Raw genomic sequence first — 12,976 nt, forward strand, 5'->3', positions numbered from 1 at the left:
AGGACAAGATTTCTTCCACAGAAGAAAGACGGTCAGCTCACTACAAGAAATTCACAAGATCGAGCGTAGAAGCCATGAACCAAGCGTACGAACCGCTGCAACTGCACGTTCCCGAACCCTCGGGCCGTCCCGGCTGCAAAACCGACTTCTCCTACCTGCGTCTGACCGACGCCGGCACGGTGCGCAAACCCCCAATCGACGTTGAGCCGGCCGACACCGCTGATCTGGCCAAGGGCCTGATTCGCGTGCTCGACGACCAGGGCAACGCCCTCGGCCCTTGGGCTGAAGGCGTGCCGGTCGAGATCCTGCGAAAAGGCATGCGTGCCATGCTCAAGACGCGGATCTATGACAACCGCATGGTGGTCGCCCAGCGCCAGAAGAAAATGTCGTTCTACATGCAGAGCCTCGGCGAAGAAGCCATCGGCAGCGGCCAGGCCCTGGCGCTGAACGTCGATGACATGTGCTTTCCGACGTACCGCCAGCAAAGCATCCTGATGGCGCGAGACGTGCCACTGGTGGACCTGATCTGCCAACTGCTGTCCAACGAGCGCGATCCGCTCAAGGGCCGTCAGCTGCCGATCATGTATTCAGTCAAGGATTACGGTTTCTTCACCATTTCCGGCAACCTCGCCACCCAGTTCGTGCAGGGCGTGGGCTGGGGCATGGCTTCGGCGATCAAGGGCGACACCAAAATCGCCTCGGCCTGGATCGGCGACGGTGCCACCGCTGAATCCGACTTCCACACCGCCCTCACCTTCGCCCACGTTTACCGTGCGCCGGTGATCCTCAACGTGGTCAACAACCAGTGGGCGATCTCGACGTTCCAGGCGATTGCCGGTGGTGAAGCCACGACATTTGCCGGCCGTGGCGTCGGTTGCGGCATTGCCTCCCTGCGGGTTGATGGCAACGATTTTGTCGCGGTCTACGCCGCCTCCGCCTGGGCCGCCGAACGCGCCCGCCGGAACCTCGGCCCGACCATGATCGAATGGGTTACCTACCGCGCCGGCCCGCACTCGACCTCCGATGATCCGTCCAAATACCGTCCTGCTGACGACTGGAGCTACTTCCCGCTGGGCGATCCGATTGCCCGCCTCAAGCAGCACCTGATCAAGATCGGTCAGTGGTCCGAAGAGGAACACGTCGCCGTCAGCGCCGAACTCGAAGCCCAGGTGATTGCCGCGCAGAAAGAAGCCGAGCAGTACGGCACCCTCGCCGGCGGCCAGATTCCAAGCGCCGCGACCATGTTCGAAGACGTCTACAAAGAGATGCCGGAGCACTTGAAGCGCCAGCGTCAAGAGTTGGGGATCTGACATGAACGACCACAACAACAATATCCAGCTGGAAACCGCCATGACCACGACCACCATGACCATGATCCAGGCCCTGCGCTCGGCCATGGATGTGATGCTTGAGCGTGACGACAACGTCGTCGTGTTCGGCCAGGACGTGGGCTACTTCGGCGGCGTCTTCCGTTGCACCGAAGGCCTGCAGACCAAATACGGCACTTCCCGAGTGTTCGACGCACCGATTTCCGAAAGCGGCATCGTCGGCGTCGCCGTGGGCATGGGTGCCTATGGTTTGCGCCCGGTGGCCGAGATTCAGTTCGCCGACTACGTGTACCCGGCATCGGACCAGATCATTTCCGAAGCCGCGCGTTTGCGCTATCGCTCCGCTGGCGAGTTCACCGCTCCGATGACCCTGCGCATGCCTTGCGGCGGCGGCATCTACGGCGGCCAGACCCACAGCCAGAGCATCGAAGCGATGTTCACCCAGGTCTGTGGCCTGCGTACCGTCATGCCATCCAACCCTTACGACGCCAAGGGCTTGCTGATCGCCTCCATCGAAAACGATGACCCGGTAATCTTCCTCGAGCCAAAACGCCTGTACAACGGCCCGTTCGACGGCCACCACGACCGTCCGGTAACGCCGTGGTCGAAACACCCCGCCGCGCAAGTGCCGGACGGTTACTACACCGTGCCGCTGGACGTCGCCGCCATCACCCGTCCGGGCAAGGCCGTGACCATCCTGACCTACGGCACCACGGTGTATGTGTCGCAAGTGGCCGCTGAAGAAACCGGCATCGACGCCGAAGTCATCGACCTGCGCAGCCTGTGGCCGCTGGACCTTGAGACCATCGTCAAGTCAGTGAAGAAAACCGGCCGCTGCGTGATCGTTCACGAAGCGACCCGCACCTGCGGCTTCGGCGCCGAACTGGTCGCGCTGGTGCAAGAGCACTGCTTCCACTACCTGGAAGCGCCGATCGAACGCGTCACCGGTTGGGACACCCCCTACCCGCACGCGCAAGAGTGGGCGTATTTCCCAGGGCCGTCCCGCGTGGGCGCGGCGTTGAAACGGGTTATGGAGGTCTGAATGGGCACGCACGTTATTAAAATGCCGGACATTGGCGAAGGCATTGCAGAAGTTGAATTGTCGGTGTGGCACGTCAAGGTCGGCGACATGGTCGTCGAAGACCAGGTATTGGCCGATGTCATGACTGACAAGGCGATGGTCGACATCCCCTCGCCGGTGCACGGCAAAGTGATTGCGCTGGGCGGACAGCCGGGCGAAGTCATGGCGGTCGGCAGCATCCTGATCAGTATTGAAGTCGAAGGCGCGGGCAACGTTAAAGAGTCGGCCCAGCCTGCACCTGTTAAAGAAGCGCCTGTCGCGGCACCGAAAGTTGCAGCCGCTGTTGAAAGCAAACCGGTTGCCGCTGCAGCGCCGCGAGCCGCCGTGTGCCAAGGCCCGGTGGTTGCCCGCGAAGCCAATGAGCGCCCGCTGGCCTCCCCGGCCGTGCGCAAACATGCGCTGGACCTGGGCATCCCGTTGCGCCTGGTGCGTGGCACCGGCCCTGCAGGTCGCGTGCTGCACGAAGACCTCGATGCTTATCTGGCGCAAGGTCAGCAGCCGCAATCGACTGCCACCGCCGCTTACGCCCAGCGCAATGATGAAGAACAGATTCCGGTAATCGGCATGCGCCGCAAGATCGCCCAGCGCATGCAGGACGCCACCCAGCGTGCTGCACACTTCAGTTATGTCGAAGAAATTGACGTCACGGCGGTGGAAGAACTGCGCGCGCACCTGAACGAAAAACACGGCGCGACACGCGGCAAGCTGACCCTGCTACCGTTCCTGGTCCGTGCCCTGGTCGTCGCCCTGCGTGACTTCCCGCAGATCAACGCCCGTTACGACGACGAAGCCCAGGTCATCACCCGCCTCGGCGCTGTGCACGTGGGCATCGCCACCCAGGCCGACATCGGTTTGATGGTGCCGGTGGTGCGTCACGCCGAAGCCCGCAGCCTGTGGGACAACGCCGCTGAAATCTCTCGCCTCGCCACCGCCGCACGCAACGGCAAGGCTGCCCGCGATGAGCTCTCCGGCTCGAGCATCACCCTGACCAGCCTCGGCGCGTTGGGCGGCATCGTCAGCACACCCGTGCTGAACCTGCCGGAAGTGGCAATCGTCGGCGTGAACAAAATCGTCGAACGCCCGATGGTCGTCAAAGGCCAGATCGTGATTCGCAAGATGATGAACCTCTCCAGTTCTTTCGATCACCGCGTGGTCGATGGCATGGACGCGGCGCAATTCATCCAGGCCATTCGTGGCTTGCTCGAACAACCCGCTACGCTGTTTGTGGAGTAGGTCATGCAACAGACTTTGAATACCACGCTGCTGATCATCGGTGGCGGCCCCGGCGGTTATGTGACGGCGATCCGTGCCGGCCAGTTGGGCATCCCGACCATTCTGGTGGAAGGCCAATCCCTGGGCGGCACCTGCCTGAACATCGGCTGCATTCCGTCCAAGGCGCTGATTCACGTGGCCGAGCAGTTCCACCAGACGCAGCATCACAGCCAGCATTCGGCGCTGGGCATCAGTGTTTCGGCACCCACCCTCGACATCAGCAAAAGTGTCGAGTGGAAGGACGGCATCGTCGATCGCCTGACCACGGGTGTCGCGGCCCTGCTGAAAAAGAACAAAGTCCAGGTCATCCAAGGCTGGGCCACCGTGGTCGACGGCAAGACCGTTGATGTGGGCGACACGCGGATTCAGTGCGAGCACCTGGTGCTGGCCACCGGCTCGAAAAGCGTGAACCTGCCGATGCTGCCGATTGGCGGTCCGATCATCTCCTCCACCGAAGCCCTGGCACCGAAGTCGGTGCCGAAACGGTTGGTGGTGGTAGGTGGCGGCTACATCGGTCTGGAGCTGGGGATTGCCTATCGCAAGCTCGGCGCCGAGGTCAGCGTGGTCGAGACTCAGGAACGCATCCTGCCGGCCTACGATGCTGAACTGACCCAACCGGTGCACGACGAACTGAAAAAACTCGGCGTGAAGCTTTACTTGAAGCACAGCGTCCAAGTCTTTGATTCTGCTAGCAATACACTGCAAGTTCTGCAGCCGGGCGGCGAGACCCTGAACCTGGAAACGGATCAGGTGCTGGTAGCCGTCGGTCGCAAACCCAACACCCAGGGCTGGAACCTCGAAGCGCTGAACCTGGACATGAACGGCTCGTCGATCAAAATCGACAACCGTTGCCAGACCAGCATGCGCAACGTGTATGCCATCGGTGACCTGAGTGGCGAACCGATGCTCGCGCACAGGGCGATGGCCCAGGGCGAAATGGTCGCTGAACTGATCAGCGGTCTACACCGCGAGTTCAACCCGACCGCCATCGCCGCCGTATGCTTTACCGACCCGGAACTGGTGGTGGTCGGTAAAACCCCGGACGAGGCCAAGGCTGCGGGGCTGGACTGCATCGTGTCGAGCTTCCCGTTCGCGGCCAATGGCCGGGCGATGACGCTGGAATCCAAAAGCGGCTTCGTGCGGGTCGTGGCGCGCCGTGACAATCATGTGATCGTCGGTTGGCAGGCGGTCGGGGTCGGCGTTTCGGAGTTGTCGACCGCCTTCGGCCAGAGCCTGGAAATGGGCGCGCGACTGGAAGACATCGCCGGCACCATCCACGCACACCCGACACTGGGCGAAGCGGTGCAGGAAGCAGCGCTGCGTGCGCTTGGGCATGCTCTGCATCTATAACTGATCGTTCCCACGCTCTGCGTGGGAATGCAGCCCGGGACGCTCCGCGTCCCAGAAGCGGACGCGGAGCGTCCATTGAGGCATTCCCACGCAGAGCGTGGGAACGATCAGTGCGAGAGAGATCGCATTCCGGGCTGCGAAACAGGCCCGGAATGAAGTATTGTTGTCCCCATCCAAAAAACGTCAGAAGCCTTGAACCGTTTCGGCGGTTGTTAAGTGATAGAGGGTGTCATGGGTAACGAAAGCATCAATTGGGACAAGTTGGGTTTTGACTACATCAAGACAGACAAGCGCTATCTGTCGCACTGGCGTAATGGCGAGTGGGACAAAGGCACCCTGACCGAAGACAATGTGCTGCACATCAGCGAAGGCTCGACTGCCCTTCACTATGGCCAGCAATGCTTCGAAGGCCTGAAGGCCTATCGTTGCAAGGACGGTTCGATCAACCTGTTCCGCCCGGATCAGAACGCCGCACGCATGCAACGCAGCTGCGGTCGCCTGCTGATGCCACAGGTGTCCACCGAACAGTTCATCGAAGCGTGCAAGGAAGTGGTCCGTGCCAACGAGCGTTTCATCCCGCCTTACGGCACTGGCGGCGCGCTGTACCTGCGTCCGTTCGTGATCGGCGTGGGTGACAACATCGGCGTGCGTACCGCACCGGAATTCATCTTCTCGATTTTCTGCATCCCGGTTGGCGCCTACTTCAAGGGCGGCCTGACCCCGCACAACTTCCTGATCTCCAGCTACGACCGTGCGGCCCCACAAGGCACCGGCGCGGCCAAGGTCGGTGGCAACTACGCCGCCAGCCTGATGCCAGGTTCCCAGGCCAAGAAGGCGCACTTTGCCGACGCCATCTACCTGGACCCGATGACTCACACCAAAATCGAAGAAGTCGGCTCGGCCAACTTCTTCGGGATCACCCACGACAACAAGTTCGTCACGCCGAACTCGCCTTCGGTCCTGCCAGGCATCACCCGCCTGTCGTTGATCGAACTGGCCAAATCGCGTCTGGGCCTGGAAGTGGTTGAAGGCGACGTGTTCATCGACAAGCTCTCCGACTTCAAGGAAGCCGGCGCTTGCGGTACGGCTGCCGTGATCACTCCGATTGGCGGCATCAGCTACAACGACCACCTGCACGTGTTCCACAGCGAGACCGAAGTCGGTCCGGTCACCCAGAAGCTCTACAAAGAGCTGACCGGTGTACAGACTGGCGACATCGAAGCACCTGCGGGCTGGATCGTTAAGGTTTGACCTGACATCCGCCACAACAAAAACCCGCTGGACGCCTGTGCGTCCAGCGGGTTTTTTATGGATTCTGAAGACGCTCGGCGTCCCCCAGCGTAATGCGCTTACCACCCCTGCCCTTGATCCCGCTGGCCTGACCGTCCTGTTGCTTGCCTGTGCGAGCCTGAATGATCAACCCCGGAATCAGCGCGCCTTCCGGCAGGTTCTTCCAGAAACGCATCGGCAAGTGCCCTTGCATCACCGTCGGGTTCAATCGCGCCGGATTGAAGATATGGCTGTAGTAGGTCAACCACATGTCGCTGTGTGGATCGTCGGCGTTTTGAGCCAGTTGCTGCCATTCAATCGGGCAGCGTCGTTGGTGGATCAACCGCTCACCATCGTAGTAAACCCCGTCCCGAGGTGTCGCAATCAACCAGCGATGGCGGCCCATGCGACCGATGAAATGTTCGCTGGCGCTGTGCAGGATGTCATGGGCCGGTTCGTGCCAGGCGACATAGTGCGGACCCTCGCCTTCAGGCATCGCGACGAAACGCACAAATGCATGTAGATGATGAGCTTCACGCTGTATCTGCTTGATTCGTCTCTGTAATTCACTGCCAAGCTTGTCGCCCGCCAACACTGCGGTGCGGTCACCATGGCTGACCCGCCACAACACTTCGTACAACAGGCTCCAGCGCTGATCACCGCGATAACGGGCGGCGCGCTCCAGGGTGTCCAATAGCGTTCGCGGAATCCGGGCCTGAAACGGCCCCTGGGTTTCGGGCGGCGCATCGTCACTGGCGAACAGGTCGGCCACACCTTCACTGGCCCAACTCACCAGGCTGGGGTCCACTTCATGACTGAGCAGCCAGCGTGCCTGTTGGCGCCAGGTGTCGAACAGGTCATCGCAATCGAGATGGATCATCCCCACAACCCCATCTGTTGTGGGGCGGGTCGGTCGCGCAATTGCTGATACAGCAGATGACTGGTGACTTCGGCCTGCTGCGGGTGGTAATCGCTGGTGATGAAAAACGGCTTGGCCTTGGCCAGCACACAGCGCATTCGGGTCAGGTCCTCGTAGCGGATGCGGCGCTGGCGACGCAGTTCCACCAGGCGCTCGGTGGTGCGCAAACCGATGCCGGGGATGCGCGCGATCAACGATGCCTCGGCGTGGTTGAGGTCCAGCGGGAAGACGTCACGATTCTCCAGCGCCCACGCCAGTTTCGGGTCTATGTCGAGCGCCAGGTGCCCGGGCCCCTTGAACAGCTCGCCGGCGGTAAAGCCGTAGCTGCGCAAGAGGAAATCCGCTTGATACAAACGGTGTTCACGCATCAAGGGCGGCGCAGCCAAAGGCACGCTTTTCGGGCTGTTGGGGATCGGACTGAATGCCGAGTAATAGACCCGACGCAAACGGAAGTTGCCATACAGCGCCTGGGCGCTGTGGAGAATGGTGCTGTCGTCGGTGTCATCGGCGCCGACGATCATTTGCGTGCTCTGCCCGGCCGGGGCAAATTTCGGCGCGCGCGGTTCGTTGAGCACGGTTTGTACGCCGGTGTAGATGGTTTGCATCGCTTGCTTGATCGAACCCAGCTGTTTCTCCGGGGCCAGGGTTTGCAGGCTGGCGTCGGTGGGCAATTCGATATTCACGCTCAAGCGGTCGGCGTAGCGCCCCGCCTCCTCGATCAGCGCCGGATCGGCTTCGGGAATGGTCTTGAGATGGATGTAACCGCGGAACTCATGCTCTTCGCGCAGCAGCTTGGCCACACGGATCAGTTGCTCCATGGTGTAGTCCGCCGAACGAATGATCCCGGAGCTGAGAAACAGCCCGCTGACGCAGTTGCGCCGGTAGAAATCCAGGGTCAGCGTCACCACTTCTTCCGGCGTGAAGCGTGCGCGTGGCACATCACTGGAGCGGCGATTGACGCAATATTGGCAGTCGTACAGGCAGAAGTTGGTCAGCAGAATCTTCAGTAGCGAAACGCAGCGCCCATCCGGCGTGTAGCTGTGGCAAATGCCCATGCCGTTGGTCGAGCCCAGTCCGCTCTTGCCCTCGGAACTGCGCTTGGGCGCACCGCTGCTGGCGCACGACGCGTCGTACTTGGCGGCGTCGGCGAGAATGCTGAGCTTGTCGATGAGTTCCATGGGGCACGCCTTATACTGGATGGATGCACAGTATCGCGTCGATGCCCGTGGTTCAAGTCGAGAACGCACCCTTGGTCGCCTGGTGCTCATCCTGAGCAATCCGGGCAAACAACCACTCCACAAATACCCGCGCAGACGCCGTCACATCCGGCGCCACACCGTAGTAATAGCGCGGCAGCGGCATGCGCAATTCAGGTAACGGGCAGATCAGGCTGCCACTGCACAGGTGCGTGCCGAGTAACGAAGTCGGGCACAAGGCGATGCCCTGCCCCTCGATGGCAGCCTGCAGCACAAGATGCATGTGATCGAATTGACGGGTGACCTGAACGGCTGACTGCCGTTGACCAAAGTGCATCGCCCAGTTGTGCCAGTCTTCGCGGCGCGCCTTGGCGGTCAGCAGCGTGTGCCGGTCCAGCCCCGCGAGGTCTTCCAGCGGCTGCTGTTCGATCAGCGCGGGCGCTGCGACCAGCAGCAGTTCGTCTTCAAACAGGGGGCGCGCTTCAATCGCCGGCGCCCAGTCGTCACGGCCACGGCGAATGACGATGTCAAACCCGTCGCGGGGATGATCGGGGGCCTGGGTCTGGGTCATTACCTGCGGCGTGATGCCCGGGTATTGCGCCATGAAATCCGCAAGCCTGGGTTCCAGCCACAACTGGGCAAAGGACGGGCGGACATTGATCTTCACCACCGGCAGCGCGGCATGCCGCTTGAGTTCGGCGGCGGCGTTCGCGATCTGCGCCAATCCGGCACTCACCTGCCCATAAAATCGCTGGCCGGCCGGCGTCAGCAGCGATTGCCGGATGCGTCGCTCAAACAGCAACACGCCCAGATGTTCTTCAAGCAACTTGATGTGTCGGCTGACCGCACTGTGGCTGACATGCAGCTCTTCGGCCGCCAGGGCGAAGCTCTGATGACGAGCAGCGACAGCAAAGGCGCGAACCGCATTGAGCGGCGGCAGTTGATTTTTCATGCGTCTAATTTAGTCACCTATGCGCCGAAATTAAAGCGTTTGTCACGCGCATTGCGCCACGCCAATCTGCCTCCACGCAGCCAGCGCCACCTGACGGAGCACGCCATGAACAACTACGGACTGTTTTTGCTTTTCGCCACGCTGACCATTCTGAGCCCCGGGCCTGGCGTTCTGCTGACCCTGTCCAATGCGGCCAGACACGGCTGGACCGGGGCATTGCCAGGGATTTTCGGCATCGCCTCGGGAGCGTTCATCGTCGCTGCAATCAGCGCCACCAGTGTCGGCCTGATCCTCAGCACCTCGGCCCATGCCTTTACCGTATTGAAATACGCAGGGGCCGCGTATTTGTTGTACCTGGGGTTCAAGAGCTGGCGCTCGGACCGTTTCAACTCGTTGCTGCAAACCCGGCCCTCAAGTCCCGGCTATCGCTTTCTGGAAGCGGCATCGATCCAGTTCCTGAACCCCAAGGCGGTGTTTTTCTTCCTCGCGGTGTTTCCGCAATTCATCGACACCTCGGCGCACTTCACCAGCCAGTTTTTCAAACTGGTCGCCTCTTACGCGGTGTTGGTGATCCTGGTGCATGGCAGTTATGCGCTGCTCGCCAATGCCGCCAAAGGCTGGCTGTCGAGCCCGAAAGGTGCCTGGCTGGCCGCCAAAGTCTCAGGGGTGACCTTTGCCGGTTTTGGCGTGCTCATGGCCTCGGCCAGCCGCTAAGTCGTCGGGCTGGCACTCGAACGGCGGCGGGACTCGGCAGGTGTGGGACGAGCGATCGCGACTTGAGTCGGCAACTCAATGGCGAAGCGGCTGCCGATCTCCTTGCGCCCGACCGCCGTCAACGCCAGCGCCCGACTGTCCAGGTCCTGGGTCAGCCATTTGCGCTTGATCGCGGTTTGCAGCAACGCCGCGCCCAATGAGCCACCCAAATGCGGGCGGCGCATGCTCCAGTCCAGGCATGGGCAGGCGAAGCGGCGGCGCAGCGTATTCAGGTCCTTGACCTCAATGCCCAATCCGGAAAACAGAGCCTCGCCGCTGGTGCTGAGCTGATAAACCTGCTCGTCGGTTTCCAGCAACCACCCGGCTTCGATCATCCGGTCATGCAGCAACACGGCGAGCGTGCCGGCCATATGGTCGTAACAGGTGCGAGCGAATTGCAGCCGATCAGGCGTCCGTGAGCTGAAGGCCGGCGCATTGTTCTGGCCTATCACCATCAGCGCTTCCAGCGCCTGGGCGACGCGCTTGTCCGCAAGGCTGTAATAACGATGGCGACCCTGTACGTGCAACCGCACCAGCGCCAGTTCCTTGAGTTTGGCCAAGTGTGCGCTGGCCGTGGACGCACTGACTTCGGCAACCGCCGCGAGCTCGGTGCTGGTGCGGGCGTGGCCGTCCATCAGCGAACAGAGAATTTTCGTCCGGGCAGGCTCTGCAATGGCCGCTGCCACCTGCGAGACGCCGATATCGTGGTGTTCAACGTTCATATTTCGCTCCCGAACGAATCAAGGCCTTTTCGGACTGGAGATAGTAGCAACACTTTCTCCACCACGAACAAGGCTGCGACCCATGGACCCGATCATCGCTGCAACTCATGTCGATCCTTATCCTTATTACGCTCAACTGCGTGCCGAGGGCGGACTTGTTTTTCATCAGGGGCTGAAACTGTGGGTGGCGAGCAGTGCCCGCGCTGTCGCTGCCGTGCTCGCGCATCCTGATTGCCATGTGCGACCGCCCCACGAGCCGGTGCCCAAGGCGATAGTTGGCGGCATGGCCGGCCAGGTGTTTGCGCAATTGATGCGCATGAACGAGGGCGAACGTCACCGCTGTCCGAGGTCGGCGATTGAGCCGGGGCTGGCGTTGATTGATGTCAGCGAAGTCGAGACGCTGGTGAGCGCGCGGCTGATCACGCCGGACGCTGCTGGGTTGTACAACGCCATGTTCCGCGGGCCAGTCTGCGTGGTGGCGGCGTTGTTGGGGTTCTCACCGGCCCAAGGGCGGGCGATCGGCGAGCTGACGGCGGATTTCGTCGCGTGCCTGTCGCCGCTCAGTGATCAGGCGCAACTGCAGGCCGCGCAGGGAGCGGCAGAGCAATTGCGGGGCTATTTTATTGAGCTGCTGGAGGATCCGGACAACAAAAGCACACTGCTCGCCGGGATTCGCCAGCGTTTCGCCGCCGACCATGAAACGCTGATGGCCAACCTGATCGGGTTGTTTTCCCAGACGTATGAGGCCACCGCCGGACTGATCGGCAATGCGCTGTTGGCGTTGATTCGAAACCCGTCGTTGCGCAGCGAATCGACGCACATTGATCACTTGATCGCGGAAGTTCAGCGCTTTGATCCGTCAGTGCAAAATACCCGGCGGTTCGTCGTCGCGCCGTGTGAGATTGACGGTGTCCGCCTCGATTCAGGCGATGTAATTCTGGTGCTGCTGGCGTCGGCCAATCGCGATCCGCAGCGCAATGAGCGTCCCGACGCGTTTATCCTCGATCGCCCGCAACGCCGCAGTTTTACCTTTGGCGCGGGGCGTCATCAATGTCCGGGGCAGAGGCTGGCGCTGGAGATCGCCAGCGCGACGCTGAAGGAGGTCCTGGCCCATCAGCCCGATTGGGACTGCCTAAACTGGCACTATCGCCCTTCCCTCAACAGCCGCCTGCCGCATTTCAACGACGGCCCCGCACGCAGACTCACGCGGTGCGAAACTCCACCGTCAGGTGAGACAGCTCATGAACCGGCGCCAGACGTTCGCGAATGGTGTCGGCACTGACTGGCGCGCTGGCCACGACACTGACAATCGCCGCCCGCGCATCAGGCCCGACCTGCCAGACGTGGAGGTCGCTGATGCGCACGTCATCCGTCGCCAGCAACTCACGAATCTCAGCAGCCACTGGCTCATCGGTGGTGTCGAGCAACACCGCCGCACTGTCGCGCATCAGGCCATAGGCCCATTTGGCAATGACGATGGCACCGACGATGCCCATCGCCGGGTCCAGCCAGACCCAGCCCAGGTAACGGCCGGCCAGCAAGGCCGCGATCGCAAGCACCGAGGTCAAGGCATCGGCCAGCACGTGGACGTAGGCCGAACGCAGGTTGTTGTCGTGATGATGGCCGTGGTCGTGATCGTGGCCATGATCATGGCCGTGATGCCCATGATGCCCCATCAACAGAAAGGCACTGGCGATGTTCACCGCTAAACCGACCACGGCAATCACTGTCGCCTCTGTAAAGGCTACGGTGGTCGGCTGGAACAGCCGCAGGACGGACTCCACGGCAATGCCGAGCGACACCAGCCCCAGCACCATGGCCGAGGCAAAACCGGCCAGATCACCGACCTTGCCGGTGCCAAAACTGTAGCGGGCGTTGCTGGCATGCCGTCGGGCGAAACCATAGGCCGCCGCCGCGATGCCCAAGGCAACGACATGGGTCGCCATGTGGAAACCATCGGCCAGTAGCGCCATGGAACCTGTGATGTAACCGGCGGCAATCTCGCCGATCATCATGACGAAGGTCAGCGCCACCACCCACCAGGTGCGGCGGGCGTTTTCATCATGGGAAGCGCCCAGGAACATATGGTCGTGGTCAAAATTCGAAGCCTGCGGTAACGGTTTCATGGTTCTTT

At 61.6% G+C, this 12,976-nt stretch carries 12 protein-coding genes; 7 read left to right on the top strand and 5 right to left on the bottom strand.

Annotated elements, in window-relative coordinates:
- Positions 1 to 74: 74 nt before the first annotated feature.
- The 5 genes from HNR03_RS15615 to HNR03_RS15635 all read left to right on the top strand — a co-directional run bounded on the left by HNR03_RS15615 (position 75) and on the right by HNR03_RS15635 (position 6,282).
- Complete coding sequence (locus HNR03_RS15615; protein ID WP_259154500.1) at positions 75 to 1,310, top strand: 3-methyl-2-oxobutanoate dehydrogenase (2-methylpropanoyl-transferring) subunit alpha; 1,236 nt, start codon at positions 75 to 77, stop codon at positions 1,308 to 1,310.
- 1 nt (position 1,311) lies between these two features.
- The gene (locus tag HNR03_RS15620; RefSeq protein WP_222587148.1) at positions 1,312 to 2,370 is read left to right on the top strand and encodes an alpha-ketoacid dehydrogenase subunit beta; all 1,059 of its coding nucleotides are present in this window, start codon (positions 1,312 to 1,314) and stop codon (positions 2,368 to 2,370) included.
- Positions 2,371 to 3,642, top strand: coding sequence for a dihydrolipoamide acetyltransferase family protein (locus tag HNR03_RS15625; protein WP_259154501.1), 1,272 nt, complete (start codon positions 2,371 to 2,373; stop codon positions 3,640 to 3,642). It abuts the gene before it with no gap.
- A gap of 3 nt (positions 3,643 to 3,645) precedes the next feature.
- Positions 3,646 to 5,031 carry a dihydrolipoyl dehydrogenase gene (gene lpdA / locus HNR03_RS15630; protein WP_259154503.1) on the top strand — a complete coding sequence of 462 codons (1,386 nt, stop codon included), beginning with the start codon at positions 3,646 to 3,648 and terminating at the stop codon, positions 5,029 to 5,031.
- Between the two features lie 231 nt (positions 5,032 to 5,262).
- Positions 5,263 to 6,282 carry a branched-chain amino acid aminotransferase gene (locus tag HNR03_RS15635; RefSeq protein ID WP_259154504.1) on the top strand — a complete coding sequence of 340 codons (1,020 nt, stop codon included), beginning with the start codon at positions 5,263 to 5,265 and terminating at the stop codon, positions 6,280 to 6,282.
- A 55-nt stretch (positions 6,283 to 6,337) separates the two neighbouring features.
- Here the strand turns inward: HNR03_RS15635 and HNR03_RS15640 are convergent, their stop codons facing one another.
- Genes HNR03_RS15640 through HNR03_RS15650 form a run of 3 tightly spaced genes read right to left on the bottom strand, consistent with a single transcriptional unit; the run spans position 6,338 to position 9,367 of the window.
- Positions 6,338 to 7,180, bottom strand: coding sequence for a TIGR03915 family putative DNA repair protein (locus HNR03_RS15640; RefSeq protein WP_259154506.1), 843 nt, complete (start codon positions 7,178 to 7,180; stop codon positions 6,338 to 6,340).
- Positions 7,177 to 8,397, bottom strand: a complete 1,221-nt coding sequence (locus HNR03_RS15645; RefSeq protein WP_259154508.1) for a putative DNA modification/repair radical SAM protein — start codon at positions 8,395 to 8,397, stop codon at positions 7,177 to 7,179. Before HNR03_RS15645 ends, HNR03_RS15640 begins: the two co-directional genes overlap by 4 nt.
- A 52-nt stretch (positions 8,398 to 8,449) precedes the next feature.
- Positions 8,450 to 9,367, bottom strand: a complete 918-nt coding sequence (locus HNR03_RS15650) for a LysR substrate-binding domain-containing protein (protein WP_259154509.1) — start codon at positions 9,365 to 9,367, stop codon at positions 8,450 to 8,452.
- A 105-nt stretch (positions 9,368 to 9,472) separates the two neighbouring features.
- On the opposite strand from HNR03_RS15650, the gene HNR03_RS15655 reads away from it, so the two are divergent.
- Positions 9,473 to 10,081 (top strand): LysE family translocator, encoded by a 609-nt coding sequence (locus HNR03_RS15655; RefSeq protein WP_222587155.1) that lies wholly within the window; start codon positions 9,473 to 9,475, stop codon positions 10,079 to 10,081.
- On the opposite strand, the gene HNR03_RS15660 is transcribed toward HNR03_RS15655, so the two are convergent.
- Positions 10,078 to 10,842 carry a helix-turn-helix transcriptional regulator gene (locus HNR03_RS15660; RefSeq protein WP_259154510.1) on the bottom strand — a complete coding sequence of 255 codons (765 nt, stop codon included), beginning with the start codon at positions 10,840 to 10,842 and terminating at the stop codon, positions 10,078 to 10,080. The genes HNR03_RS15655 and HNR03_RS15660 overlap by 4 nt on opposite strands.
- 82 nt (positions 10,843 to 10,924) lie before the next feature.
- On the opposite strand from HNR03_RS15660, the gene HNR03_RS15665 reads away from it, so the two are divergent.
- Complete coding sequence (locus tag HNR03_RS15665; RefSeq protein ID WP_259154511.1) at positions 10,925 to 12,124, top strand: cytochrome P450; 1,200 nt, start codon at positions 10,925 to 10,927, stop codon at positions 12,122 to 12,124.
- Here the strand turns inward: HNR03_RS15665 and dmeF are convergent.
- Positions 12,045 to 12,968 carry a CDF family Co(II)/Ni(II) efflux transporter DmeF gene (gene dmeF, locus HNR03_RS15670; protein WP_259154512.1) on the bottom strand — a complete coding sequence of 308 codons (924 nt, stop codon included), beginning with the start codon at positions 12,966 to 12,968 and terminating at the stop codon, positions 12,045 to 12,047. The two genes, HNR03_RS15665 and dmeF, sit on opposite strands and share 80 nt — an antisense overlap.
- Positions 12,969 to 12,976: the final 8 nt, after the last annotated feature.

It is taken from the genome of Pseudomonas sp. JAI111 (assembly GCF_024809425.1).
GTDB lineage: Bacteria > Pseudomonadota > Gammaproteobacteria > Pseudomonadales > Pseudomonadaceae > Aquipseudomonas.